Annotated in this window: 20 protein-coding genes; 12 read left to right on the forward strand and 8 right to left on the reverse strand. The window is 73.3% G+C overall.

The features are described from left to right. The first annotated feature begins 39 nt into the window (after positions 1-39). From SM573_RS17990 to SM573_RS18000, 3 genes are all read left to right on the forward strand, one after another. Entirely contained in the window at positions 40-1,389 is a 1,350-nt protein-coding gene (locus tag SM573_RS17990) for a hypothetical protein (protein WP_474616631.1), read from the forward strand. 152 nt (positions 1,390-1,541) lie between these two features. Then, on the forward strand, positions 1,542-3,848 hold the full coding sequence (locus SM573_RS17995) for an LLM class flavin-dependent oxidoreductase (RefSeq protein WP_474609818.1): 2,307 nt from the start codon (positions 1,542-1,544) through the stop codon (positions 3,846-3,848). After that, positions 3,838-4,881 (forward strand): LLM class flavin-dependent oxidoreductase, encoded by a 1,044-nt coding sequence (locus SM573_RS18000; protein WP_474616632.1) that lies wholly within the window; start codon positions 3,838-3,840, stop codon positions 4,879-4,881. Before SM573_RS17995 ends, SM573_RS18000 begins: the two co-directional genes overlap by 11 nt. A 15-nt stretch (positions 4,882-4,896) precedes the next feature. Here SM573_RS18000 and SM573_RS18005 read toward each other — a convergent pair whose 3' ends face one another. Continuing rightward, the gene (locus tag SM573_RS18005) at positions 4,897-5,424 is read right to left on the reverse strand and encodes a MarR family winged helix-turn-helix transcriptional regulator (protein ID WP_474609816.1); all 528 of its coding nucleotides are present in this window, start codon (positions 5,422-5,424) and stop codon (positions 4,897-4,899) included. Positions 5,425-5,560: 136 nt separating this feature from the next. On the opposite strand from SM573_RS18005, the gene ggt reads away from it, so the two are divergent. Continuing rightward, positions 5,561-7,351 (forward strand): gamma-glutamyltransferase, encoded by a 1,791-nt coding sequence (gene ggt / locus SM573_RS18010; protein ID WP_474616633.1) that lies wholly within the window; start codon positions 5,561-5,563, stop codon positions 7,349-7,351. Positions 7,352-7,413: 62 nt separating this feature from the next. On the opposite strand, the gene SM573_RS18015 is transcribed toward ggt, so the two are convergent. The 3 genes from SM573_RS18015 to SM573_RS18025 form a co-directional block, all read right to left on the reverse strand. Continuing rightward, the gene (locus SM573_RS18015) at positions 7,414-8,106 is read right to left on the reverse strand and encodes a SanA/YdcF family protein (RefSeq protein WP_474616634.1); all 693 of its coding nucleotides are present in this window, start codon (positions 8,104-8,106) and stop codon (positions 7,414-7,416) included. 100 nt (positions 8,107-8,206) lie between these two features. Continuing rightward, on the reverse strand, positions 8,207-9,526 hold the full coding sequence (locus SM573_RS18020; protein ID WP_474616635.1) for a cytochrome P450: 1,320 nt from the start codon (positions 9,524-9,526) through the stop codon (positions 8,207-8,209). After that, the gene (locus SM573_RS18025) at positions 9,523-10,305 is read right to left on the reverse strand and encodes an alpha/beta fold hydrolase (protein ID WP_474609812.1); all 783 of its coding nucleotides are present in this window, start codon (positions 10,303-10,305) and stop codon (positions 9,523-9,525) included. Before SM573_RS18025 ends, SM573_RS18020 begins: the two co-directional genes overlap by 4 nt. 228 nt (positions 10,306-10,533) lie before the next feature. Here SM573_RS18025 and SM573_RS18030 point away from each other — a divergent pair, with 228 nt between their 5' ends. Then, positions 10,534-11,499, forward strand: a complete 966-nt coding sequence (locus SM573_RS18030; RefSeq protein WP_474616636.1) for a hypothetical protein — start codon at positions 10,534-10,536, stop codon at positions 11,497-11,499. A 75-nt stretch (positions 11,500-11,574) separates the two neighbouring features. On the opposite strand, the gene SM573_RS18035 is transcribed toward SM573_RS18030, so the two are convergent. Beyond that, positions 11,575-12,831 (reverse strand): HEAT repeat domain-containing protein, encoded by a 1,257-nt coding sequence (locus tag SM573_RS18035; RefSeq protein WP_474616637.1) that lies wholly within the window; start codon positions 12,829-12,831, stop codon positions 11,575-11,577. Between the two features lie 166 nt (positions 12,832-12,997). On the opposite strand from SM573_RS18035, the gene SM573_RS18040 reads away from it, so the two are divergent. Together SM573_RS18040 and SM573_RS18045 are read left to right on the forward strand one after the other, a co-directional pair. After that, on the forward strand, positions 12,998-14,098 hold the full coding sequence (locus SM573_RS18040; RefSeq protein ID WP_474609809.1) for an aldo/keto reductase: 1,101 nt from the start codon (positions 12,998-13,000) through the stop codon (positions 14,096-14,098). 85 nt (positions 14,099-14,183) lie between these two features. Further along, entirely contained in the window at positions 14,184-14,813 is a 630-nt protein-coding gene (locus tag SM573_RS18045; protein WP_474616638.1) for a TetR/AcrR family transcriptional regulator, read from the forward strand. A 39-nt stretch (positions 14,814-14,852) separates the two neighbouring features. On the opposite strand, the gene SM573_RS18050 is transcribed toward SM573_RS18045, so the two are convergent. Then, positions 14,853-15,743, reverse strand: coding sequence for a bifunctional helix-turn-helix transcriptional regulator/GNAT family N-acetyltransferase (locus SM573_RS18050; protein WP_474616639.1), 891 nt, complete (start codon positions 15,741-15,743; stop codon positions 14,853-14,855). 163 nt (positions 15,744-15,906) lie between these two features. On the opposite strand from SM573_RS18050, the gene SM573_RS18055 reads away from it, so the two are divergent. The 5 genes from SM573_RS18055 (at position 15,907) to SM573_RS18075 (ending at position 23,257) form a co-directional block, all read left to right on the forward strand. Beyond that, a complete protein-coding gene (locus SM573_RS18055; protein ID WP_474616640.1) occupies positions 15,907-17,871 on the forward strand; it encodes a potassium transporter Kup in 1,965 nt (654 codons plus the stop codon). Between the two features lie 490 nt (positions 17,872-18,361). Continuing rightward, on the forward strand, positions 18,362-19,195 hold the full coding sequence (locus tag SM573_RS18060; protein ID WP_474616641.1) for an ABC transporter ATP-binding protein: 834 nt from the start codon (positions 18,362-18,364) through the stop codon (positions 19,193-19,195). A gap of 35 nt (positions 19,196-19,230) precedes the next feature. Beyond that, entirely contained in the window at positions 19,231-20,214 is a 984-nt protein-coding gene (locus SM573_RS18065; RefSeq protein WP_474616642.1) for an ABC transporter substrate-binding protein, read from the forward strand. Between the two features lie 5 nt (positions 20,215-20,219). After that, positions 20,220-22,319, forward strand: coding sequence for an iron ABC transporter permease (locus tag SM573_RS18070; protein ID WP_474616715.1), 2,100 nt, complete (start codon positions 20,220-20,222; stop codon positions 22,317-22,319). Between the two features lie 29 nt (positions 22,320-22,348). After that, on the forward strand, positions 22,349-23,257 hold the full coding sequence (locus tag SM573_RS18075) for a siderophore-interacting protein (protein WP_474616643.1): 909 nt from the start codon (positions 22,349-22,351) through the stop codon (positions 23,255-23,257). A gap of 44 nt (positions 23,258-23,301) precedes the next feature. On the opposite strand, the gene SM573_RS18080 is transcribed toward SM573_RS18075, so the two are convergent. Further along, a complete protein-coding gene (locus tag SM573_RS18080; protein ID WP_474616644.1) occupies positions 23,302-24,042 on the reverse strand; it encodes a hypothetical protein in 741 nt (246 codons plus the stop codon). A gap of 141 nt (positions 24,043-24,183) precedes the next feature. Then, positions 24,184-26,625: a hypothetical protein gene (locus SM573_RS18085; protein WP_474616645.1), complete on the reverse strand. Its 2,442-nt coding sequence runs from the start codon at positions 26,623-26,625 to the stop codon at positions 24,184-24,186. Between the last annotated feature and the right edge of the window lie 322 nt (positions 26,626-26,947).

Genomic DNA, 26,947 nt, shown 5'->3' on the forward strand with positions numbered 1-26,947 from the left:
TTAGGGTCGGGCATCGTCCTCGATCACTCCGGAGTCCGCGTGTCGCTGGAAATCGATCACGTCTACGTGCCCGTCAAGTTCGACCTCGGTGGGGTCATCGAGGACGTGTGGCAGGTGATGCCCGTCCTCCAGGGCTTCGGCGAGGTGTCCATCGACGCCGTCGACGACCGGGACGCCCGCTCCTACAACATCTCCTACCTGGCGACCCACCCGCCCACGCTGACGATCCGGCTGCCCGACTCCGAGGTGCGCCTGCGCGACGTCACCTGGCAGGTGAGCACCGAACTGGTCGTGTACTCCGCCCTGGGCGTGGTGTCGGTCGACCTGCGCCTGTCCCGACCGTCGCGGCCGCTGACCGAGGACGATCTCCCACGCTTCTACGGCGACCACGTGGCCGCCAACAACGCGGACTACTTCGACTACCTCGACGACGTCGGCGTGCTGTCGGCCAACCTGGCCTCCTACCGCCGCTCCGCCGAGGAGAACCGGAGCGCGCACGCGGGCTGGGTGGTCGCCCCGCACGTCACCCGGCTGCGCCGGGCGCTGCTCGGTTGCCCCGCGTTCCGCCCGCGCGAGCGCTGCTACCCCTTCCAGAACATGCGGCAGTTCTTCGTGCTGCGCGAGGTCGCGGAGGAGCCCGCGGACCTCGACCTGGTCGACGTCCTGCTCGGGCTCACCGCGCGGACTCCGCGCTCCGGGGACGGATCCGTCGACCAGTGGCCCGAACTCCGCGTCGAGGACGTCGTGGTGCGGTCCAGCGGTTGGTCCACCGTGGCGGTGCTGCGCGGCGCGGCGACGACCGACGCGCTGGACATCGTGCAGGAGATGTACGGGCAGATCCACGCGCAGTGGTTCTTCTGCCAGCTCTGGATCGGCGTCGACCCGGGCGACCACGAGGACGAGCGGTTGATCACCAACCCGGCCGAGACGAGCGATCGCCGGGTCGCGCACCTGGCGCGGGTGCAGCTGGAACTCGTGCACGGGCTGGCCGAGATCGGCAACGTGGACCTGATGTTCCGCGATCCGGTGCGGGTGGCCGTCGCCCGTTTTCTCATCGACGCGCTGCGCGTGGAGCGGCACGCGGAGGCGGCCCAGCGCCGGCTGGAGCAGGTACGCGCCATCCTCGAACAGGTCTCGACCCTGCGCACCGCGTCCTTCCAGCGGCGCCTTCAACTGCTGTTCGCCGTGGCCGCCGTCGCCGGGGTCGTCGGGCTCTATCCGGACCTGTTCGAACTCAACACCGCGTGGCGGGTCTGGACCCTCGTCCTGCTCGGCTCGCTCTCCCTCGTCTGCTGGTTCATGGTCCGTGCCATGAACCGGGCCGGGATGAGAGCCCGGCGTGGCCGCGGTTGGCGCCGCCACCGGACGGGACGTCTCACCCGCGGGTGACCCGGGCCGGCCCGGCCCGCCCTCCGCAACCCGCCTGCCGGGCGGTCGATCAGTCGTGGGCGGGGTGGAATAGGCGTGCCCTCAACTAGGTTGTGAACCAAAAGATTTGCCACCTAGACTTGATGCCAGACCAAGCATGAGGGAGTAGGGCTATGCCCGATTACGGCCACGAACTGCTGTTCGGGACGTTCATCACGCCCAGCGCACACGACCCCGACCGCGTGGTGGCGCTGGCAGAGCTGACCGAAGCCGCGGGCCTGGACCTGGCCACCTTTCAGGACCACCCGTACAACTCCGAGTTCCTCGACACCTGGACCCTGCTGAGCTGGGTCGCCGCGCGCACCGAGCGGCTCCGCGTCTCGGCCAACGTGCTGAACCTGCCGCTGCGACCGCCCGCGGTGCTGGCCCGCGCCGCGGCGAGCCTGGACCTGCTCTCCAAGGGCCGGTTCGAGCTGGGCCTCGGCGCCGGCGCGTTCTGGGACGGGGTCGAGGGCATGGGTGGCCGGCGGCTCACCGCCGGCCAGGGGGTCGAGGCGCTCAGCGAGGCCATCGACATCCTGCGCGGCGTATGGGACGACACGGCCCACGAGCCGCTGCGCCTGCCGGGCCGGCACTATCCCGTTCCCGGGATGCGGCGCGGCCCCGCGCCGGCCCACGACATCGGCATCTGGCTGGGGTCGTACCAGCCGCGGATGCTGGCGCTGACCGGCCGCAAGGCCGACGGCTGGCTGCCGACCCTGGAGTACCTGCGGTCGCCCGACCGTGTCACCGCCAACCGGATGATCGACGATGCGGCCGTCGAGGCCGGCCGCGATCCCCGCGAGATCCGCCGCCTGCTCAACCTCTTCCAGGTCGCCTTCGGGCAGGACGCCGAGGGCTTCCTCCAGGGCCGGCCGGAGCAGTGGGTGGAGCAGCTGCTCCCGCTCGTCCTCGACGAGGGGTTCAGCGCGTTCCTCGTCGGGCGTGACGACCCGCGCCTCATCCAGACGTTCGGGCAGGAGGTCGCGCCGGCGCTGCGCGAGGCGGTCGCCCGGGAACGCCGGGGGAGCGGGACCGTCACCGGACCCGTGCGGCCGGCCATCGCCCTGGCCAAGCGGCAGCCCGGCATCGACTACGACGGGCTGCCCCCGTCCCTGGCCACCACGGCGGTCGAACCCGGCGACCCGGAGTACGAGCGGGTACGCCACAGCTACAGCTGGACGGGGTCCCCCGGGTTGGTGATCCGCCCCGCGACCGCCGCCGAGGTGGTCGACGCCCTGGCGTACGCGCGGGCGCAGCACGTCCCCATCTCCGTACGCAGCGGCGGCCACGGCATCAGCGGCCGGTCGACGAACGACGGCGGGATCGTCCTGGACCTGTCCCGCATGAACAAGGTCGAGGTGCTCGACCGGGCCACCCGCCGCATCCGCGTCGAGCCGGGCGCCCGCTGGGGCAACGTCGCCAAGGCCCTCGCCCCACACGGCCTGGCGATGAGCTCCGGTGACTACGGCGACGTGGGCGTCGGTGGCCTCGCCACCACCGCCGGCGTCGGCTACCTGGCGCGCAAGTACGGCCTGACCATCGACCACGTGGTGGCGGCCGAGATCGTGACCGCGGACGGCCGGCTGCTGCGGGTCGACGAGCAGCACCACCCGGACCTGTTCTGGGCCGTCCGCGGCGCGGGCGGCAACATGGGCGTGGTCACCGCCCTGGAACTGGAGGCGTACGAGGTCGGCGATGTCGTCTTCGCCCAGCTCGTCGTCGACGCGACCGACGCCGCCGACGTGCTGCGTCGCTGGGGCCAGCTCGTCGAGGACGCGCCGCGGGAGCTGACCAGCTTCCTGTCCCTCTTCCCCGGGCGTCGCGGCAACCCACCGATGGCTCAGGCGACCCTCGTCTACGCCGGGGACGACGTGGCGGCGGCCCAGGCCGCGCTCACCCCGTTCCTGGGCATGGGGCCGATCCTCGACCAGCGGGCCGAGCTCGTGCCGTACCCGGCGATCGTCGCGCCACCCGGAAACCAGCATCGTGGCCAGGGCCTGGTCGACACCCACAGCGGGCTGTTGCACCACATCACGCCGGAGGCGGCGGACGCCATGGCGACCATGATCCGCTCCGGTGACGTCATGGTCATGCAGTTCCGGTCCGTCGGTGGGGCGGTCAACGACGTCGCCCGCGACGCCACCGCCTACCCGCACCGGGAGCAGAACTTCTCGGTGCTCGCGGCCACCGTGCCGGACCGCCGGCGCCAGCTGGACAAGCTCTGGGCCGACCTGTACGAGCACCTCGACGGCATGTACCTCAGCTTCGAGTCGGACACGAGCCCGCAACGGCTCCTGGACGCCTGGCCCGAGCCCACGCTCAGCCGGCTGCGTGCCGTCAAGGCCACCTACGACCCGGAGAACGTCTTCAACCGCAACTTCCCCATCCCGCCGGCCTCCGGCGTGCCCACCGAGGAGGAGGCCGACGATGACGTTTGAGATCGGCCTGATCACGTTCGGCGAACTCACCGCCGACCCGACCACCGGCCGCGTTCCCGATCCGGCGCGGCACCTGCGCGGCGTCGTCGAGCTGGCCGAGGTCGCCGACCAGGCGGGTCTGGACGTGCTCGGGGTCGGCGAGCACCACCGGTCGGACTTCGTGGCCACCGCGCCGCCGGTGGTCCTGGCGGCGATGGCCGAGCGCACCGAGCGGATCCGCCTGGCCAGCGCCGTGACCGTGCTCAGCTCCGACGACCCGGTTCGCGTCTGGGAGCAGTTCGCCACCCTCGACCTGCTCTCCGGGGGCCGCGCGGAGATCATCGCGGGGCGTGGGTCGTACACCGAGTCCTTCCCGCTGTTCGGCTACGACCTCGCCGACTACGCGGCGCTGTTCCGGGAGAAGCTGGACCTGCTGCTGCGCATCCGGGAGAGCAATCCGCTCAGCTGGCCGGGCGGGCGCTTCCGCCCGCCGCTGCACGAGGCGGACATCGCACCCCGCGCCCTCCAGCCGGAGCTGCCGGTATGGGTCGGCGTCGGCGGCACCCCCAGCTCGGCCGTCGAGACCGGCGCCCGGGGCCTGCCCATGATGCTCGGCGTGCTGCTCGGCACCGTCGGCGGGCACTCCGGCATCGTCGCCCTCTACCGGCGCGCCGCCGAGCAGGCCGGCCGTGACCCGGCCAGCCTGCGGGTCGGGTTGAGCGTGCAGGGCCACGTGGGCGGCACCAGCCAGGAGGCCCGGCGGACGATGTACCCGTACTTCACCGCCGGCTTCCGTGACAACAACCACCAGCGGGGTCAGGGGTTCGTGCTCTCCCCGGAGCGGTTCGAGGGATTCACCGGGCCACGGGGCGCGCTCGTCGTCGGCAGCGCCCAGGAGGTGATCGACAAGATCGCCGCCTACCACCAGGCGTACGGCATCAGCCGGGTGATGCTGCACATGGGCTTCGGGGGAATGCCCCAGGCGCAGCTCCTCGCGTCGGTGGAGCGGCTCGCCACCGAGGTCGCCCCGGTGCTCCGCCGGGAACTCAGTTGACCCGGCGCGCGCACCTCAACGGGCGGGCTCGTCGGCCGAGGGGAGGACGCTCGACACCGCGACGCACGGGTCGGTGCCGGGCGCGGCGGTGTGGATCGCCTCGGCGGCGCGCTCGGCGAAGTCGCGGAACGCGTTCCGCTGCTCCTCGGGGAGCCCGCCCAGCACGTGGTCCTCGGCGTGCGCCACGCGCTTCTCGGCCTCGGCGAGCACCTGCCGCCCGTGCTCGGTGGCCACGATCCGGCGGGCCCGCCGGTCGCGCGGGTCCAACCGTCGCTCGATCAGGCCGGCGTTCTCCAGGTCGTCGATCACGTACGTCAGCACGCTGCGGTCGATCACCAGCCGGGCCGCGAGGGCGCCCTGCGTCGGCACCTCCTCGTGGACCACCACGGACAGGATGTGGTAGCCCCGGCTGCCGTGCGGGAGGTCCGTCAGGGCCTCCTCGACGTACTCCTGCCACCGGCGCAGCACCATGCCGAGGGACCAGCCGAAGTTGGAGCCGCGCTGGCGGCCGGTGGGGTCGGACGGATTCGCGGTGACGGACATGCGCCCAAGTTTAGCGCCGTATGTGTTGATCAGTAGATCGGTTGCCGACCAACCCGAGTCGCCGCCGCCAGCGGTTGCCTCCCGCCCGCCGGGGGAGTAGGCAGAAGGTCCACCGATGTCGATCCCGGGAGACGACATGAGACCTCGCGCCCTCCTCACCGCGGCCGTCGCGCTGGCCACCCTCCTCGCCGGAACCGGCGTCCCCGCCCAGGCGAAGCCCGCCGCACCGCCGAAGGAGCCGGTGGCGCTCGGGCGCGGCGGCGCGGTGTCGACCGTGGATCCGACCGCCACCGCGGTCGGCCTGGACGTGCTGCGCCGTGGCGGCAACGCCGTCGACGCGGCGGTCGCCGCGGCGGCCACGCTGGGCGTCACCGAACCCTTCTCGGCCGGCATCGGCGGTGGCGGCTTCCTCCTCTACTACGAGGCGCGGACCGGGCGGGTGCACACCATCGACGGCCGTGAGGCGGCCCCGGCGTCGATGACCGCGACCAGCCTCGTCGACCCGGCCACCGGAGCGCCGTACCGGTTCGACGAGGCCCGGATCAGCGGGTTGTCGGTCGGCGTCCCCGGCACGCTGCGCACCTGGGAGGACGCCCTGGACCGGTGGGGCAGCCGGTCGCTGGCGCAGCTGCTCCGGCCCGCCGCCCGGGTCGCCGAGACCGGCTTCACCGTCGACGAGACCTTCGCCGGTCAGGTCGCGGCGAACCAGGCCGCGTTCGCGCAGTTCAGCTCGACCAGCGACCTCTACCTGCCCGGCGGTCGGCCGCCGGCGGTCGGCAGCACCTTCCGCAACCCCGACCTCGCCGACACCTACGAGCTGATCGCCCGCAAGGGCACCGGCGTGTTCTACCGCGGCGAGGTCGGCCGGGACCTGGCCGCCACCGTGCAGCACCCGCCGCTGGCGGCCCGGCCCACGCAGAGCTGGCCGTACCCGATCCGCCCGGCCCGCATGACCGCCGCCGACCTGGCCGGCTACCGCACCCGCTTCCCCGCGCCGACCCGCTCCGACTACCGCGGGCTCCAGGTGTACGGCATGTCCACCCCGTCCAGCGGCGGCACCGCCGTGGCGGAGGCCCTCAACATCCTCGAACGCTACGACCTGCGCCGCATGACGCCGGCCCAGGCCATGCACCACTACCTGGAAGCCAGCGCGCTCGCGTTCGCCGACCGCAACCGGTACGTCGGCGACCACACCCCGGCCCGCGTGCTCCGCGAGCTGCGCACCGACGCGTACGCCAAGGACCGCGCCTGCCTGATCGACCCCTCGGCGGCGCTGCCCAAGCCGGTGGCGCCCGGGGTGCCCGACGGCACCTACGGCGGATGCGCGGCGGCGCCGGCCGCCGACACCCGGGACGACCGCAAGAGCACCACCAACCTGACCGTGGCCGACCGGTGGGGCAACGTCGTGGAGTACACGCTGACCATCGAGGCGACCGGCGGCAACGGCATGGTCGTCCCGGGCCGGGGCTTCCTGCTCAACAACGAGCTGACCGACTTCAACTTCGCGCCCACCCAGGGCGACGCGCCCGACCCGAACCTGCCCGCGCCGGGCAAACGCCCCCGCAGCTCCATGGCGCCCACCATCGTGCTGGCCGACGGACGCCCGTTCCTCGCCGTCGGCACCCCCGGCGGCGCCACGATCATCACGACCGTCCTGCAGATGCTGGTCAACCGCGTCGACCTCCGCATGACCCTGCCGGAGGCGCTGGCCGCGCCGCGCGCCTCCCAGCGCAACGGCACCACGCAGGCGGAACCGGCGTTCGTCGCCGCGTACGCCGACGCCCTCCCGCCCGGGCACGCGTTCTCCCAGACCGCGGAGATCGGGGCGGCGACCGGCATCGAGTTCCTGCGCGACGGGCGCATGCTCGCCGCGGCCGAGCCGGTACGCCGCGGCGGCGGCGCGGCCGCGGTGGTCGCGCGCTGGTGACACCCCTCGGCCGACCGGTCGGCGGCGACGGCTCACCCCGCGCGGTCGTCGCCGCCGACCGGTCAGGGCCGCAGCGCGTCCCGCACGGCCGGATCGGCCGGTGAGCTGACCGCGGGCGGCCTGTCCCGGACGGCGTCGAGAACGGCCTTGCCGCTGGCCAGGTAGTCCCGGATCGTCTTCTCGGCGAGCAGGGCGGGCCCGCACTCGGCGCAGCGGGCGACCACCCCGTCGGTGTCGATGCCGACGTGCCGGCACAGCGTGACCGCCCGCGACACGTGGTAGGACTGGGTCACCACCAGCGCCCGCTCGACCCCGTACACCTCGCGGGCCCGCAGGCAGCTGTCGTACGTGTCCAGACCGAACGGGTCGGCCACCACCCGCCGCGGATCGATCCCCAGCCGCTCGGTCAGGTACGAGGTCATGACCGCCGGCTCGTCCCCGGAGGCTCCGCCGCCGTCCCCGGACACCAGGACTGCCCGGGCCCGGCCGCTGCGCACCAACTCGGCCGCGGTCTCCAGACGACCGGCCAGCCGCACCCCCGGTGCGCGGCGGTCCTCCGCCACGGCGGTGCCCAACACGATCACGACGTCGGCACTCGGCGCGTCGGCCTCCTCGTACACGTGGGCGCGCGCGCCGATCGTCGTCCAGAGCCACGGCACGCTGCTCAGCAGCGCGCCGGCCAGGGCCAGCGCGCCGGCCCACACGAGGCGCCGCCGCCACGCCGACGGACGGGCGGGCACGGTCACCTCACCCACGCGCGGCCTCCCCCGACAGCCGTCGCACCCGCTCGTGTCCCTCCTGCCAACCGGCAACCGGTGAACAGCGTAGCGGCGGCAGCCGTCGCGGTGGGCCCGGTCAGCGGCGGCGCCAGCGGATCGGCAGGCGCTTCACCCCGCGCTGGAAGTTCGACCGCAGGTAGACGGGAGGGCCCGCGTACGTGACGTCGGCCGTGCGGGCGAGCAGCGCCGCCAGCAGCGCACGGACCTGGCAGCGGGCCAGGTGCGCGCCGAGGCAGAAGTGCGGCCCGTGCCCGAAGACGAGGTGCGGGTTGGGGTGGCGGGCGAGGTCGAGCCGGTCCGGGTCGGCGAAGACGCGCGCGTCCCGGTTGGCCGAGGCGAAGGAGACCACCACCTTGTCCCCGGCGCGCACCGGAACCCCGGCGACGGTGGTGTCCGCGGTGGCGGTACGCCGGAAGACCATCACCGGCGTCCACCAGCGCAGCAGTTCGTCGACGGCGGTGTCGAACAGGGCCGGCTCCCGCCGCAGACGGCGCATCTGCTCCGGATTCTCCAACAGGGCGATCATCGCGCCGGGAAGTCCGTTGCGGACCGTCTCGTTGCCGGCCACCGCGAAGAGCCAGAACATGTTCTCGAACTCCGCCACCGACAGCCGGTCGTCACCCCGCTGCGCCAGCAGGACGGACATGATGTCCGGGCCGGGGTCGCGGCGCTTCGACTCGGCCAACAGGTGCGCGTACGCGTAGAGGTCCGCCATGCCGGCGCGCGTACGTGGGTCGGGCATCCGTCCGTCGGAGTCGGGGACGGGCCGGTGCCGGAGCGCCTCGCGCGCCGCCGCGGTGCCGGTGCCCGGATCGAACACGGCGGACCCGGCGTAGTCCGGATCCTGGAAGCCGATCACCCGGTTGGACCAGTCGTACAGCAGCCAGCGGTCCGGCTCGGGCACGCCGAGCACGTCCGCGAGGGTGAGCAGCGGCAGGTCGGCGGCGAGGTCACCGACGAAGTCGCAGGTGCCCTCGTGCGCGTCGCCGAGTGCCCGCTCGACGAGGGCCACGGCGTTCGCGCGGATCGACGCCTCCAGCGCGGCGACCGCGCGCGGGGTGAACGACCGGGCGACCGGACGGCGCAGGCGGCCGTGCTCCGGCGGGTCCATGTTGAGCATCATCCGCCGCACGTAACCGAGATCCTCGGCGGTCGCCGGGTCGCGGATCTGGGTCGCCCCGAGCCAGGACGAGAAGAGCGCCGGCCGCCGCAGCACGTCGGTGACGTCGGCGTGCCGGAGCACCAGCCAGAAGCCCGGCCCGCCCGGCAGCCCGAGCAGCGGCGGCTCCGCCACCCGGACCACGGGATCGCTCGCGCGCAGCGTGGCGAGCAGGTCGTACGGGACGCCGTCGACGTAGGTGCGGGGATCGACCAGAGGGGTGGGGTCGGCCCTCACTGCGCGAGGAACTCCTCGATCACGGTGACGAGGCGCACCGGGGTCTCGTACATCGCGTAGTGGCCCGCGTTCGCGAGCACCTCGAGGCGGGCGTTGGGGTAGTGGCGCAGCCAGGTCTCGCGCATCATGTCGGCGCCCAGCGCCGGGTCGTGCTCCCCGACGATCGCGAGGGCGGGCACCGGGTTGCCCTTCACCTCGTCGGTGAGGTCGGTGCGGGCCCAGGCCGTGAGATAGGCGCCGAACGCCTCCCGGGCCGAGTGGTCGACCGAGAAGCGGACCATCTCGTCCAGCCAGCGACCGGACAGCCGGTTGCCGGTCGTGAGGTCGATGATCGCGCGCCGGTTGTCGGCGTTCGCCGCGGCCCCGTCGAACAGCGCCCAGCTCTGCAGATCGAACGGCACGCCGCCGGCGGGGACCGGGCTGATGCCGACGAGGTGCCCGACCCGCCCCGGCGCGTCGGCGAGGACCCGCTGGGCGGCGATGCCGCCCATGGAGTGCCCCACGACCGAGAAGGTCGCCCAGCCGAGCGTGTCGACGAGGTCCAGCGCGTCGCGGGAGATCTCGGCGAGGGTGTGCTCGCCTGCCACCTCGGCGCGCGCCCCGTAGCCGCGGTAGTCCAGGAACGCCCAGGTGAAGCGCTCAGGGTCGATCAACTGCGGTAGCCAGCCCCAGCCCTCGGCGGAACCGAACCAGCCGTGCAGGGCCAGCACCTTGTGCGGCCCGTGGCCGATCGTGACCGGGCCGACGGCGTCACCGGTGCTGTGGTGGCTGATCGTCATGACGCGACCCTCCCGCTGGCGCGGCCCACGTGGACGGTCCGCGACGAGGTGCTGGCGATGTGTAAGCGACCGTAGTCCGTGCGTCGACCGAAGGGAAGGGCGGACCGGCCGCCCCGTCACGAGCAGTTCATCCGGGTGACCCGTCCGGTTCGGAGGATGGAGCGGACGGCCGGACAGGGTCGACGGGACGCCGTCCCGGCGTCCCCGAAAACCGTACGGAGGAAGTCAATGTCTACCCGTACCCGGATCGTCGCCGGCCTGGCCACCTCGGCCGCCGCCGGCGCGGTGGCCCTGGCCGCCGGCCTGGTGCCCGTCCAGACGTCCGCGTCGACCCACCCCGGCCCGGTGCCGGCCGCCGCCACCGCGGTGACCGAACCGCCGGTCGTCACCGCCACCCTCGCCAGGGCCTACGACGCGTTCGACGCCAGGCAGGGCATCGCCGTCGACGACCGGTACTTCTACGTCGCGGACAACCGCAGCATCACCAAGCACGACAAGGCGACCGGCCGGCCGCTGCTCCAGTTCGTCTCCGATCCGGACGGACCCCTCATCCACCTGGACAGCGCCGTCGTGGTCGACGGGAAGCTCTACGCGTCGCACTCGAACTACGACGAGTCCCCGATGGAGAGCTCGATCGAGGTCTTCGACACCCGCACGATGCGGCACGTCGCGACGCACAGCTTCGGCATCTACCGCGGCTCGCTGACCTGGCTGGACCGCCACGACGGCGCGTGGTGGGCGGGCTTCGCCAACTACGACGAGATCCCGGACGGCGGCACCGAGCCCTACGGTGGCACCTACCAGACGCAGGTCGTGAAGCTGGACGACCGCTTCCAGGTCGTCGAGGCGTGGACCATCCCCAAGCCGATCCTCGACCGGTTCAAGCCGATGAGCAACTCCGGGGGGTCCTGGGGACCGGACGGCCGGCTCTGGCTCACCGGGCACGACCTCGGCGAGGCGTACGTCATGACGCTGCCGTCGGCCGGTTCCGAACTGGTGTGGGCCGGCACCGTCACCCTGCCCGGCGTGGAGGGTCAGGGCATCGCCTGGGAGCACGCGGGCGACCGCTCCAGGCTGTGGACGATCAAGCGCTCGGCCAAGCAGGCGCTCAGCTTCACCGTCCCGTTCCGGTCGATCAGCGCCCCGGCCGCGCCGGCCTGGAGGGTGCTCGGTCCGGGCCAGTTCGAACAGTGACCCGACGGTCGCCGGGACCGGCGGCTCACTCCGGCCACCCGCTGTGGTGTGCCCTGAGCCGCTGACCGGCGTCCGTTAGTCGGCGAGGTACGCGGACAGTGCCGCGCGGCTGTCCGGCAGCCCGTACTCCTCGACGAGCATGGCGACGTTGCCGAACTCCTGCCCGTCGATGAGCCACGGCTCGGTGGCGCGGCTCAGCACCTCGACCAGCCGCCGCTGCCGGGGCGCCAGCCCCGCGGCCGGCACGCCCGGCGGCAGCGGTCCGTCGGGGAACGCCAGCCGGAGCGTCTCGCCCAACACGATCAGCGACCGGTCGCCGCTGACCGCGGGCAGCCGGTCGAGCAGCGCGTCGAAGGCGCGCGGGGCGTGCCGGGCGCCGAGCTGCCGTAGGGCGAGACCCGCGTAGCCGCTCAGGTCGCCGTCGAGGAAGGGCACGAAGCCGCCGTCGCTCGTCGGGCTCTCCGCCCCGACGGGCGGCCCGGCGGCCCAGGTCAGCAGCTCCTCGACCGTCGCGGGGTCGGCCTGCGGGCCGAGCACCCGGGCCCGTCCGACCGCGGCGGCCCAGCGGATCACCGGGTGCGGATCGGCGAGCAGCCGCACGTCCGGGGCCACGCCGAGCAACCCGGCGGCGACGAGCATGGTGGCCGCCTCGCCCGCCCCCGGCCCGGCCGGCGCGACCTCCCGCGCGGCTTCCGTCGCTGCGGCCGCCCGCGCCGCCTGGGTCAGCGGGGGAAGGCTGCCGGCCGCCTCCTCGGGGAACCACGCCAAGGCGTACGCCGCCCCGGTCCGCACCCACGGGTCGCGGTGGCCGAGCAGGCGGCGGAAGAGGGGCACCCCGGCACGCGCGGCGTCGTACACCGCGAGGTGGATGTACGCCCACATCCGGTTCTGGTCGGCCACGTCCAGGGACTCGACGTACGCGTACTCCACGTACTCCTTGGTGTCGCCCTCCCCGCCCACCCACGGAGCGGGTTTCCCGACGAGGAGGTCCCGTCCGCCCTCGGCCGCCCGGCGGTACTCGCCGACGGGGAAACCGTCCGGCAGCGATGCCTCGTCGTAGCCGATCGCGAGCGAGGTCACCAGGGCGAGGACGCCGGCCGGGTCCGGGGTGGCCGGGTCGGCGAGCAACTCCAGCAGGAACGGCACGGCGTACGCGCTCGCCTGGTAGCGGGTGCCCTGGTGGAAGACGTTGGTGTAGAGGGTGCCGAGGGCGCCGTCCCGAGTCTCCGGATCGGCGGACCGCAGGGCGCGGATCAGGTCCGGCACGTCGTCGGCCGCCCCGTAGGCGTGGCCGAGCCGCCGCCACTCGATGTCGTCGAGTCCGTCGAGCATGGCTCATGATCGCGCATCGCCTCCCGCCTGACGGCAGCGGGCCGACGACGCTTCTCTCCCCGAATTCTGGACTTGCCGGTCCATTTTTTCCGCGACACAGTCGCGGTCAGGCGGTCCGGACGGGACCGGCCACGAACCAGACAGACGAGCACTGGAGTACCAGACCATGCACTACTACCTGCTCGGCCGGTCCGGGCTGCGGGTGAGCCGGTTGGCGCTGGGCACGATGAACTTCGGCACCGCCGGGTTCCACGCCGCGTACGGCAGGACCGAGGCGGAGGCCGAGCCCATCTTCCGGCGCTACCTCGAGGCGGGCGGCAACTTCGTCGACACCGCGGACTTCTACACCGCCGGGGAGAGCGAGCGGATCCTCGGGCGGCTGATCGCGACCGCCGGCGTGCGCGACCGGCTGGTGCTGGCCAGCAAGTTCACCAACACCATCGATCCCACGGACCCGAACGCGGGCGGCAACGGCCGCAAGCACATGATCCGCGCGGTGGAGGCGTCCCTGCGACGGCTCGGCACCGACTACCTCGACCTGTACCTGCTGCACACCTGGGACCGGATCACGCCGGTCGAGGAGGTCGTACGCACCTTCGACGACCTCGTGCGCGCCGGCAAGATCCGTTACGCCGGCCTGTCCGACGTTCCGGCCTGGTACGCCGCTCGGGCGCAGAGCTTCGCCGAGGCCCACGGGCTGACCCCGATGATCAACCTGCAGCTGCCGTACTCGCTGCTGGCGCGGGGCATCGAGCCGGAGTACGCGCCGATGGCGCAGGCCCTCGGCCTGGGGTTGACCGCCTGGAGTCCCATCGCCGGCGGGCTGCTCAGCGGCAAGTACCGGCGGACCGCGGACGGCCTGGAGGGCGCCGGCCGTCTCGGCGTCACCGGGGCGAACGGCCGGCCGGTCGCCGACCGGGAGTGGCGGGTGATCGGCGCGCTGGAGAGCGTCGCCACCGACCTGGGCCGGAGCATGGCCCAGGTCGCCATCAACTGGGTCGCCACGCAGCCCGCCGTCGGGTCCGTGATCATCGGGGCGAGCGGCCCGGCGCAGGTGGACGGCAACGTCGCGGCGCTCGACTTCGAGATCCCCGCTGAGCTGCGCGACCGGCTCGACAAGGCAAGTGCCGAGCCGCTGCCGGCCCCGTACTCGATGTTCACGCCCGAGTACCAGTCCTGGATCGTCAGCCCCGGCCTCGGCATCGGCGACAAGCCGGCGGGGTACGCGCCGCCGGTGTTCAACGGCGCCGCCCAGCCGGTCGGTTGAGACCCCCCGCGGTGGGCGCCCGCGCGCCCACCGCGGAGGTCGTCGCGGGGATACCGTTGACCGGACGTGCCGGAAGGAGGCCGCGGTGACACGTGCGCTGACCCGCAAGGGGGAGGCGACCCGGGCGCGCATCGTCGCCGGGGCGGCCGCGGAGGTACGCGAACGCGGCGTCGACGAGGTCCGCCTCGAGGACGTGATGGCGCGCACCGGCACCAGCAAGAGCCAGCTCTTCCACTACTTCCCCGGCGGCAAGGAGGAGCTGCTGCTCGCGGTGGCCCAGCACGAGGCCGACCAGGTGCTCGACGACCAGCAGCCGATGCTCGGGGACCTCACGTCCTGGGACACCTGGCAGGCGTGGCGGGACCTGTTGATCCGGCGCTACCGGGAACAGGGCGAGAGGTGCCCCCTCAACGGGCTGCTCGGGCCGACGGGCCGACGGGCCCCGGCCGCCCGCGCCGTGCTCGTGGGGCTGATGAGACGGTGGCAGGACGCGATCGCCGACGGCATCCGGCACATGCAGTCGACCGGTCAGATGACCGCCGGGGTGGACGCCGACCGTGCCGCCGCCGCGCTGCTGGCGGGCATCCAGGGCGGCGTACTGCTGATGCTCGCCACCGGGACCACCGACCACCTCGAAGCGGCGCTCGACCGCGCCGTGGACAGCCTCCGGCCGGCCACCGCCGGGCCACCGGAGGCCGCTCCGCCGCCCTGGTGAGCCGTACGACGGCCGGACCGGGTGCGGCGGCAACCACCGTCAGGCGATCCGCTTCTCGAACCAGTGGTCGGCGTAGTGCTCGCTGTTGTAGGGCTCGATCTCCCGGTAGCCGGTGGCGCGGTACAGGGCGATCGCCTCGGTCAGGTGGCGGTTGGTGTCCAGCCGTACCGTGTCCCAGCCGCGCTCGGCCGCGTACTTCTCGAGTTCGCCGAGCATCCGCCGCCCGACCCCCATGCCGCGCACACTGTCCGCCACCCAGACGCGCTTGATCTCCGCGGGCGCGTTCGGGTGGAGCTTGACCGCGCCGCACCCCACCGGTTCACCGTGGAGCGTGGCCAACAGGAGCACACCGGCGGGCGGCACCAGCTCGTCGTCGCGGACCGGCTTGCTCAGGCTCGGGTCGAACCCGGCGTCGAAACGTCGCGCGACCTCACGGGCGTACGCGCGCAGGCACGCCCGGGCCCGCGGGTCGGCCGGCGGGCACGGCTCGATGACCACCATCGACGCCATGAGCAGGCGTTCGACCTCGGCCATGGCCGCGACGAGCCGCCGGCGGTGCTGGTCGGCGAGCGGCTCCAGGATGGACCACGCGAACGCGTCGGACCGCTTGTCGAGCTCCGTCCACTCCGCCCGGCCGGCGGGGGTGAGCGTCGCCGCGCGGACCCGGGCGTCACCGGCCCCGCCGGCGGGGCCGACCGTGATCAGGCCGTCGTTCTCCAGGGTGCGCAGCAGGCGGCTGAGGTACCCGGAGTCCAGGCCGAGTCGGGCGCGCAGCGCGGCGACCTCCGCGCCGCCGGGGCCGATCTCCCACAGCAGGCGTGCCTGCGCCAGGGGGCGACCCCGCGCCATGTACTCGTCGTCGAGCGCCCCCACCCGTTGGGTGACCGTGCGATTGAACCGCCGTACCGCGGTGACCAACTCCGACGTCATGTACCTGACTTTAGTCAGGCATCTCTCCGGCGGTCACTCCGGGGGCGACGCTCGTGGAACCCGCTGCGCACCGCGCCGCCCGTCGGTAATGTCCCGATTGCGGCGCCAGGCGGGGTGTGTCAGGGCGTCGAGGGATGTCGTCGCCGGCCGCAGGGGGATCGCCGTGAGCGAGCGGCAGCAACCGGCGCCGGACACCGGGCCGGTGGCGCGGTCCTTGGGTGCGGCGAGTCCGGTCGGGCGCGACACCGTGCGACTGGCGCTGGTCGTCGGCGCGCTGGGGGTCGTGTTCGGCGACATCGGCACCAGCCCGATCTACACGCTCCAGACGGTCTTCAACCCGGCCGACCCGCATCCCGTCGAGGTCGGCACGGAGAACGTGTACGGCGTGGTGTCGCTGGTGTTCTGGTCCGTGATGATCATCGTGACCGTCACGTACGTCCTGCTCGCCATGCGCGCCGACAACGACGGTGAGGGCGGCATCATGGCGCTCATCACCCTGCTGCGGCGCAACGCCCGCCGCAGCAGGCGCTCGGCGAGGGTGCTCGCCGCGCTCGGCGTCTTCGGCGCCGCGCTGTTCTTCGGCGACAGCATGATCACTCCGGCGATCTCGGTGCTCTCCGCCGTCGAGGGCCTCCGGGTCGTCGACCCGCCGCTGCACGACCTCGTCCTGCCGATCACCGTGGTGATCATCGTGGTGCTGTTCCTGGCCCAGCGTCGGGGGAGCGGGGCGGTCGGCCGCCTGTTCGGGCCCATCATGATCGTCTGGTTCTCGGTCATCGCCCTCTGCGGGGTGCGGGGCATCGCCGCCCACCCGGGCATCCTCAGGGCGTTGTCGCCGTCCTACGCGCTGACCTTCCTGTTCGGCAACTTCGAAGCCGCCTTCTTCGCGCTCGCCGCCATCGTGCTCGCGGTCACCGGCGCCGAGGCGCTCTACGCCGACATGGGCCACTTCGGCCGCCGGTCCATCACCCGCGCCTGGGTGTCCCTGGTGTTCCCGGCCTGCGTGCTGAGCTACCTCGGGCAGGGTGCGCTGATCCTCGACGACCCGAGCAACATCAGCAGCCCGTTCTTCCTGCTCGTGCCCGGCTGGGGGCGGCTGCCGTTGGTCCTGCTGGCCACCGCGGCGACGGTGATCGCCTCCCAGGCGGTGATCAGCGGAGCGTTCTCGGTCGCGTCGCAGGCCGCCGAGCTGGGCTATCTTCCGCGGCTGCGGATCACGCACACCTCCGAGTCGGCGGTCGGCCAGGTCTACGTCCCGTGGGTCAACTGGCTGCTGCTGGTCGGGGTGCTCACCCTGGTCCTCGCGTTCCGCACCTCGACGGCGCTGGCCTTCGCCTTCGGTATGGCGGTGACCGCCACGATCACGATCACCACCCTGATGTTCTTCTACGTGGGCCGCTGGCGGTGGCAGGTCCCGCTGTGGCTGCTCGGCCTCGGCGCGGTCCCGCTCCTGCTGGTCGACCTCCTGTTCCTCTCGGCCAACGGGACGAAGCTGCTCCACGGCGCGTGGGTGCCGTTGGTCATCGGGCTGGCCGCCTTCCTGGTCATGACCACCTGGCAGCGCGGTCGCGAGATCATCAGCGAGGAACGCCGACGCCGTGAGGGCCCGCTGCGCGACTTCGTCGAGAGGCTGAGACGGGACGGGACGCTGGCACGCCGTGTCCCGGGCACCGCCATCTTCCTCAACCGCGGCCGGGAGACCGTGCCGCTCGCCATGCGCGCCAACGTCGAGCACAACCACGTCCGCCACGAACACGTCGTCATCCTCTCGATCGACACGGAGCCCACGCCCCGGGTGCCACCGGAGCGGCAGATCGTCGTCGACGACCTCGGTTACGCCGACGACGGGATCACCCACGTCACCGCCCGGTTCGGCTACATGGAGACACCGAACGTGCCCGAGATCGTGCGCAAGCTCGACGCCGACGCGACCGAGGGGCAGGTGCAGGTCGAGGGTGCCTCCTACTTCCTGTCCAAGATCGACATTCGGGTCGGCGACCGGCGGACGATGTCCCGCTGGCGCAAGCGACTCTTCCTCGCGACCTCCTACGTCACCGCCGACGCCGCCGAACACTTCTGCCTGCCACGCGACCGTACCGTCATCATGGGCTCGCGCATCGACCTGTGATCGTCGCTTCCCTCCGCCCGGAGGCGGGGGTGCGCTCCCGCGCGCGGTCGGGGGTTGCGTGCCGCCGGCGCACGGTGCGGTGGAGGCGCCGAGGAGCGGCGCCGTCGGCGCGCGGCGCGTGGTCGCGCGAGCCTGGGGTGGCCGGGCCGCCCCGTCCTGGCGAGCACGCTGCGTGACGGCAATGGTTCGGTACCCTGCGCGGTTCCCTCGATGGAGAGGCCATCGCTCCCTCGCCGCCTTTGCTCTGCTGTCCAATCTGCACCACCCCGTTGAGCTGCTTACCTGGTGGCCGGGGTCGTCCCTCGCGGAGGATCGCGTGTTACTCACCGTGCCTGGTGCGTCCGCGGGTGCAGAGCAAAGGGGGCGGGGCGAGGTGTCGGCGGCGGCGAGACGGACACGGAGCGTGGTGGCAGCGCTGGGCCGGGTCGTTCGGACAGGATTGGAAGGACCGGCTTGACATGGGAACCGCGACTAAGGTTAGCCTAACCTCATGTCAACCGGACCTGACCCGGACGGTGGCGGGCGGAGCCTGTGGGCCGCCGACCTGCGCCTGGGTTACCACGGAAAGCCCGTCGTGCACGGAGCGTCGATCGCGCTGCGTGCTGGCACCGTGACGGCGCTCGTGGGCCCCAACGGCAGCGGCAAGTCGACCCTGCTGCGCGCACTCGCCCGCCTGCACCCGGTCGCCGGCGGCACGGTGCACCTGGCCGGCGCCGCGTCAGCGGCCGACCTGCCGGCCAGGGAGTTCGCCCGCCGGGTCACGCTGCTCGCGCAGACCCGGCCCGTGCCGAGCGGCGTCACCATCCGGGACGTCGTCAGCTACGGGCGCCACCCGTACCGGGGACGCTGGCGGGCCGACGACCCGGACGGGCCGGCGGCCATCGCCCGCGCCATGGACGTCACCGGGGTCTCCGCGATGGCGGACCGTCCCGTCGACGAGTTGTCCGGCGGCGAGCTGCAGCGGGTGTGGCTGGCGACCTGCCTCGCGCAGGACACCCCCACCCTGCTGCTCGACGAGCCCACCACCTTCCTCGACCTGCGCTACCAGGTGGAGATCCTCGACCTGATCCGGGACCTCGCCGACGACCACGACGTCGCGGTGGGCGTCGTCCTGCACGACCTCAACCAGGCCGCCGCGGTGGCCGACGAGGTGGTGTTGCTGCACAACGGCCGCGTCCGCGCCGCCGGCCCCGCCGCCGAGGTCTTCACCGAGCAGGCCCTCACCGACACCTACGGCATCCGCATCGAGGTGATCGCCGACCCCGTCAGCGGGCTGGTGACCACCCGTCCCGTCGGCCGCCACCTGGCCCGGATCCCGGGCTGAAACGCATCCCCGTACCTGATCGCAGAAAGAACGACATGAAGCGTAGCCGTGTCATCGCCGCCACCGTCAGCGCGGCGGCCGCCCTGCTGCTCACCGCGTGCGGCACCACCGAGAAGGCCGCCACGCCCGAGCCGTCCGCCTCGTCGGCCGGGCCGGTGACGGTCACCGACAGTCGCGGCAGGGAGATCAAGCTCGACGCTCCGGCGACCAAGGTCGTCGGGCTCGAGTGGGGCGAGGTCGAGATGCTGGTGAGCCTCGGCGTCATGCCCGTCGGCGTCGCGGACACCAAGGGCTACGGCACCTGGGTCACCGCCGCCAAGCTGGACGCCGGCGTCAAGGACGTCGGCACCCGCGGCGAGCCCAGCGTCGACGCCGTCGTCGCCCTCCAGCCCGACCTGGTGGTGATGGAGGACGACCGCGGCGGCGCGCTCGTCACGCAGCTGGAGAAGTACGTCCCCGTCCTCGTCACCAAGGGCAGCGACGCCACGGACAACCTCGGCCGCATGCGCAGCGACCTCAACATGATCGCGAAGGCCGTCGGCAAGACGGCCGAGGCCGACAAGCTGCTCGCCGACTTCGACGCCGCCCTCGCCGACGGAAAGAAGAAGATCGCCGACGCCGGCGCGGCCGGTCACCCGTTCGCCATCGCCGACGGCTGGAAGGAGGGCAGCACGGTCAGCATCCGCATGTTCGGGCAGGGCTCGCTCGTCTCCCAGCTCGGGATCCAGCTCGGCCTGACCAACGCCTGGACCGGCAAGACCGACGAGGCGTGGGGTCTCGGCCAGACCGACGTCGAGGGCCTCACCACGCTCAAGGACCCGAACCTGCACTTCTTCTACAACGCCTCCGACGGCACCGACGTCTTCGCCGACGGTCTCGCCGGCAACGCGATCTGGAAGTCCCTGCCCTTCGTGCAGAAGGGCAACCTGCACCGGATGCCCGACGGGATCTGGACCTTCGGCGGCCCGCTGTCCGGCAAGCAGTACATCGACCAGCTCGTGAAGACGTACGCGGTGTGACCACCCTGACCGCACCCCCGCGCCCGGAGCCGGCTCTCGAGCCGGCTCCGGCCGGGCGCCTCGCCACCCCCCGGGTCCTCGGGGTCCTCGTCGCCGCGATCGCGCTCCTGATCGTCGTCGCGGCCGTCCACCTCACCCAGGGCACCTCCTCAGTCGGCGCCCTCGACCTGCTGCGGCTCGCCACCGGCGGCGACGACGAGGCCGCCCGGGTGCTGGTCGCCGCCCGACTGCCCCGGCTGCTCGCCGGACTGGCCATCGGCGTGGCGCTCGGCTACGCGGGCGCCACCCTTCAATCGATCGCCCGCAACCCGCTCGCGTCCCCGGACACCCTCGCCGTCAACGCGGGCGCACACCTGGCCATCGTCGCCGTCGCCGCGTTCGGCATCTCCCTGCCCGCGCTGCCCGCCGGGGGCCTCGCCTTCTGCGGAGGGCTCGCCGCGGCGGGACTGGTCATGGCCATGTCGGCCGGCGGTCAGGCCAGCACCACCCGGCTCATCCTCGCCGGCTCGGCGACCGCGCTGGCGCTCAGCTCCGTCACCACCCTGCTCCTGCTGCTGTTCGAGCAGGCCACCATCGGCCTGTTCGCGTGGGGCAACGGCTCGCTCGTGCAGAGCGACCTGGACGCCCTCACCCAGCTCGCCCCCGTCATGGGTGCCGCCGTCGTCGCCCTCACGCTGCTCGGCCGCCGCCTCGACATCCTCGGCCTCGGCGACGACACCGCCACCGTGCTCGGCCTCGACGTGCGCCGGACCCGACTGGTCGCGACCCTGCTGGCCGTGCTGCTCTCCGCCGCCGCGGTCACCCTCACCGGTCCCGTCGGCTTCGTCGGCCTCTGCGCGCCCGTCATCGTCCGGCTGCTCGCCCCCGTCGCGCCCGGCGTGCACCGGCACCGGTTCCTGCTGCCGCTCTCCGGCATCGTCGGGGCGTTCGTCGTGCTCGGCTCCGACGTCCTGCTCCGCGCCGTCATGGGCGGGCAGGCGGGCGTGGACATCCCGACCGGCGTGGTCACCACGCTGCTGGGCGCCGCCATCCTCATCTGGCTCGCCCGCCGCCACCGCGACGCCGGCCCGACCCGCCGCCCGCCCGGCGGCCACGCGGCGGTCCGCTCCCCGGCGTTCCACCGCACCGTGGTGGTCGTGGCCGCCGCGGTCACCGTGTCCGCCGTGGTGGTCGGCATGCTCGCCGGCGACACCTGGGTCCTGGTCGGTGACATCGTCAACTGGGTCAACGGCAGCACCGGGCCGGCGTACACCTTCGTGCTGGACCAGCGGTGGCCGCGCGTCGCCGCCGCGGTGCTCGCCGGCGCGGCCCTCGCGGTCGCCGGCACCACCGTGCAGGCCGTCTGCCGCAACCCGCTCGCCGAACCCGGAATCCTCGGCATCACCGCCGGCGCCGGCCTGGGCGCGGTCGCGCTGCTCACCTTCGTCCCGCTGGCCGGTGTCTGGGCGATCTCCGGCGTGGCCGGGCTCGGCGCCGTCCTCGCCTTCGCCCTCGTCTACGGCGTGGCCTGGCGGGGCGGCCTCAGCTCCGACCGGCTGGTCCTCATCGGCTTCGGGGCGTGGCAGGGCGGCCTCGCCGTGATCACCTTCCTGATCGTCGCGTTCGACCCGTGGAACACCGGCAAGGCGCTGACCTGGCTCTCCGGCTCCACCTACGGGCGCACCGCCACACAGGTGCTGCCGGTGGCCGTCGCCCTGCTGGTGCTCACCCCCGCCGTGGCCGCCGCGCGCCGGGAACTCGATCTGCTCGCCCTCGACGACGACACGCCGCGGGTGCTCGGTGTCCGCCTGGAACGGACCCGCCTCGTCGCGCTCGCCGCGGCGGCGGTGCTCACCTCCACCGCGGTCTCCGCAGTCGGCGTCATCGGCTTCGTGGGCCTGGTCGCGCCCCACATGGCGCGGGCGCTCGTCGGTGGCCGGCACGCACGGGTGCTGCCCGTCGCCGCGCTGCTCGGTGCCGCGCTGGTCAGCGTCGCCGACACCCTCGGCCGCACGGTCATCGCCCCCGCACAGGTCCCCGCCGGCCTGGTCACCGCCATGATCGGCACCCCGTACTTCGTCTGGCTGCTGTGGCGCTCCCGCGCCACCGCGGCCACCTCCCGGTAGAGCGACGCCCCCGACACAGAGAGGCACCAATGACCCAGACCCTGCCCGTCGCCCCCTGGCGTGTCTTCGCCGTCGAGGTCCGCGCGGTACACCGGTTGAGTCCGTCCTTCGTGCGGGTGACGTTCACCGGCCCCGATCTGGACCGGTTCGCCGACAACGGCTACGACCAGCGGATCAAGCTCGCCCTGCCGTTGCCGGGGCGCGACGGCGTGAGCCTGCCGGACGGGCCCGACTGGTACGCGCAGTGGCGCGCGCTGCCGGACGAGCAGCGCCACCCCATCCGCACCTACACCGTGCGGGCCGTCCGCCCGGACCTGGCCGAGGTCGACATCGACCTGGTCCTGCACGGTGACGGCGGCCCCGCGTCCCGGTGGGCGCAGCGGGCCCGTCCCGGTGACGCGACCGCGATCATCGGCCCGGACGCCGGCTACCCGGGAGACCACGGCGGCATCGAGTTCCGGCTCCGCTCGGCGGGACGGCTGCTGCTCGCGGGGGACGAGACGGCCGCGCCGGCGATCGCCGCCATCCTGGAGCGCCTCCCGCTGGACGTGTGCGGCCGGGCGCTCATCGAGGTGCCGGAGGACGGCGACGCGCTCCCGCTGGTGGGACCACCCGGGGTCGAGGTGACCTGGCTGTCCCGGGGCGCCGGGGCGTACGGCAGCCGGCTCGTGCCGGCCGTCGAGGCCGCGGCCGCGGACCTGGTGGCCGGCGCCGGGGCCCCGGTCGCCGCCGCCCCGGTCAGCGACGTGGACGTGGACGCCGAGATCCTCTGGGAGGTGCCGGCGGAGGTGCCGCCCACGCCGGTGTACGCGTGGCTGGCGGGGGAGGCGGGTGTCATCCGGACGCTGCGGCGTCACCTCGTGGCCGAGCGGGGCCTCGACCGGCGGGCGGTGGCGTTCATGGGGTACTGGCGACTCGGCCGCGCCGACGTCGCCTGAGCCGGCCGGTGGCGCCGCCGCACCGCTCCCCCGGGGCGGCGGCGCTACAGGTCGGCGCAGCCCGCCTCGTCGGGCAGCAGCGGCCGTGGCGCCACCTGCCAGACCTGTCCGTCGCCGCGCCACCGGGCCGCGGCGTCCGCCGTGCCGACCGCCCGCCGGACCGTGTCGAGGTCGGCGTTGCGCAGCACGAGGCAGGCCGACCCGGCCGACGTGCCGCCGAGCGGTTCGCCGGCCAGCGCCGGCAACGGCCACGGCCGGGCCGGTTCGACGGGGTCGGCGGGCGTCGCGACGATGGCGACGGCCGCCGGCCGGTAGGGCTCGGGTGGCCCGTCGGCGTGGCCGGCCAGCGCCGCCCGCAGCCGTGCGACCGCCGGGTCGGCGCGGGGCAGGGTGACGGTGCGCCGCCCGCTCGTCGAGCCGACCACGACCCGGACGACGGGCCCGTCCGGGTCATTCGCCGTCGTCGCCCGCGGTAGCGCGGCGGCCTGCCGGAACAGGTCGCGTACGTCGTCGGAGGGCACCCTGTCCTCGCGCAGCGCCGGCCAACCACCGGCGGCCCCGGCCGGCACACTGATCAGCCGGCCGTCCCCGTACAGGGAGAACCGCGGGGTCGACGCCGCCGTCCCGCCGGGCGGCAGCATGCCGGGCAGCTCGCTCACGCGCAGGACCAGAGCGGTGCCGCCGGTCGGCGGGTCCGCCGCGTCGCCCCGGTCGGCGCAGCCCGCGACCGCCGCCGCGCCGGTGAGCAGGGCCGGCGCGGTGAGCAGGGCCAAGAGTCGACGCACGGGTCGCCTTCCGTGTCGGGTCACGCCGATCGGACGCCACCGCGCCGACCGCGGTTCCGTTCGACCGGCCCGGCCGGGTACGGGCCGCGGTCCGGGAGCGCCACCAGGGCGCTCCCGGACCGGGTCACCGATCCTCGACGGTCAGGAGCGGGTGAGGGTGTAGTTGCCGGAACCCGCCTTGTTGACCACGACCACTCCGTACCAGGCGGTGCGCACCGGGGTCAGGGTGATCGTCTCGGTCGCACCGGCACCGCCGCTCGTGGCGGCGCCCACCGCGCCCGACCGGGCCCGGATCCAGGTGGCCGAGTTGGCCGGGTCGCTGTCCAGGACGAAGAGTTCGGCGTCCTGCCCGGCGTTGGTGGCCGCCACCGAGATGGTGACCGGCACCCCGGCCGTCAGATAGGTGTCCCGCACGGTGACGACGTTGTTCGTGCCCATGGTGATCGTGCTGCTGCCGGCGTTCAGCACCGTGGAACCCTGGGCCAGCTCGACCCGGTAGCCGCCGCCGCCCGACCAGTTGGACACCCGCGGGTAGTAGTCGCCCAACGCCCGACGGTTCGAGTCCACCGCCACGAAGTCGATGGTGGTGCCGCCGTAGGCGCTGCCGTTGAGGTAGACGCCCTGCGCCCGGTCGTCGTAGAGGCTCACGTCCAGGTCGCCCGAGTTCGGCTTGAGCGCCACCACGGACCAGTACGGCGACGAGGTCGAGAAGCCGAAGTTGTGCGGCGGCGTCGGCGTCGGACGGGTCAGCGGGGCGTAGCTGCCCAGCGGGTCGCGGAACTGGTAGTCGATGGTGTTCTGGTAGACCGAGGCCAGCGCCCCGGCGTCGCTGACGTTGAACCCGTCGGCGGCGCGGTTGGCCCAGAAGTTCGCGAAGGTCGTGGAGTTGTGCCGCCGCGACGTGGTCCAGATGTTCCACGGGCCCTCGCCGTACCGGTCCCAGGTCGCCTCGTTCGTGGAGTCGGTGATGTCGATAAGCGCCGCGGCGACCCGTCCCTCGGTGGTGTCGCCCTCGCCCCAGCCGTTGCCCCAGCTGGCGTTCTCCAGGTTGAGCGAGGCGCCGCTGGGCCAGCGGAAGAAGGGGTCGTTGTAGACGGTGGCCGGGAACCACTCGGCCCAGCCCTCCGTCCAGGCGCAGCCGGCGGAGCTGGTGCCGGTGACGCTGTGCGGGTTGCAGTTGGGTGCGGACGGGTAGTTGTCGTTGTAGAGGTCGTCCATCACGGCGTGGCCGATCTCGTGCACCACGGTGGTCGGCGCGTTCGGGTCGTCGGCGGCCAGGTGGACCTGGTTGCTGCCGAGGTTGTAGTACGTGCCGTCGGTCGAGTCGGGCGCCCAGTTGATGACCACCTGGCGGCAGCTCGCGTCGTCCTGGTCCCAGCAGAGGTTGTTCGGCTTCGGCACCCAGAGCCAGGCGTCGTTGGCCGAGTCGTACGCGTGCAGGCCGCGCTGCAGCGCCCCGTCCGCCGCGGTGAGCGAGCCGAGGTTCAGGGTGCTTCCGGTGGGCACGTCGTTGGTCGTACCGGTCTGGAACGACAGGGGGTTGCCGCCGCGCTGCACCCGCCACAGCGAGTTCGAGGTGATGAAGCGCAGGTAGATGTCGGCGCGCCCGCTGTCCGGGAAGCCCTCCACCTGTGAGTCGAAGCAGATGTTGTAGTTGCCGGCGCCGTCGGTCACGCCGGTGGCCAGCAGCGTGTCGCCGAAGGTGTCGTCGTCCCAGACCTGGACCTGCATGTTCATCTGGTTGTGCCAGGCGCCCGTCTGGTCCTGGAAGCTCCAGTTGCCGGCGACCCGGGTGTCGCAGGGCGCCTGCGGGCTGATGACCGTGAGCCCCTTGGCCTGCGCCTCGGCGCGCGCCTCACCGGTCACGCTCTGCACCCCGACGCTCTTGGACGCCTGCCCGGCCAGTCGGGGGGCCCGCTCAGTGGTCGGCACGCGCGTCGTGGTGTTGTCGCTCGTCGCCGGGGCGTGCCCGAACCGGGACAGGCCCGCCTTGTCACCGATGGTCAGGAAGACGTCGTCCTGACCGGCCTGGACGTCCTTGCCGTACGGCGCCGTCGCCCGGGCCTGGATCTGTACCCGGCCGGCCTTGACCGCCCGCACCACGCCGCTGAACGAGAAGTCGTCGCCGGCCTTCAGGGCGCGGGTCGTCCGCGCGACGGACACGTCACCGGCCCGCTCGGGCTGGACGCTGCGCCGCTCCTGGACACCGAGCTCCGTCGGCGCCTGCACCCACTCCAGCTCGGACGGGAGCGTGACACTGATCTCGCTCGGGCCGATCTTCCCCGCGGCGCGCACGGTGACCCGCAGGGTCGCGGTCTCACCGACCGCGGGCGTACGGTCGAGCTTCGCCTCGACCCCCAGGCAGCTCAGCGTCTCGTCCTTGGCGCTCTTGCTCGCCGACGGGCGCAGTCCACACGCGTCGCCGCGCGCCAACTGGTAGGCCGGCGCGTTGCGGGCCTTCGCGGCCTCCCCCGGGTCCGCGGCGTGCGCCGGCACGGCTGCGCCCGCGAGTGCCACCATGACGCCCGGCACGATCACGGCGAGCGCCGTTCTCGCGGGCCTGGTGGCCAACTTGTCGAACATCGATGTTCCTCCCCCCACAGTGGGCCGACGCTCGGCCCTGCGTGGACACGGGCCGCGTTCGGCCCGAGAGGAAGCATGCGTATTCGAAGCCGGTCGACAAAGCGTTTGACCGGTTGGCGACATGTAGACCGCCGCGAATTGTCAATGGTCGATCGCATGAATCGCCGGAAAGCGCGGGTTCGCCCGGCTACGCGTTCCGGTCGTGACGGCGACCTTCCCGGGTCGGGGGACGTGTCGATTCTCGGACACCATCGTGTCCCGCACGCGGCTGACGGCGCGGGAGTGGGGAGTCATCCCAGGTCACGCGGTATGCGGGTGAGAG

It is taken from the genome of Micromonospora xinjiangensis (assembly GCF_056150165.1).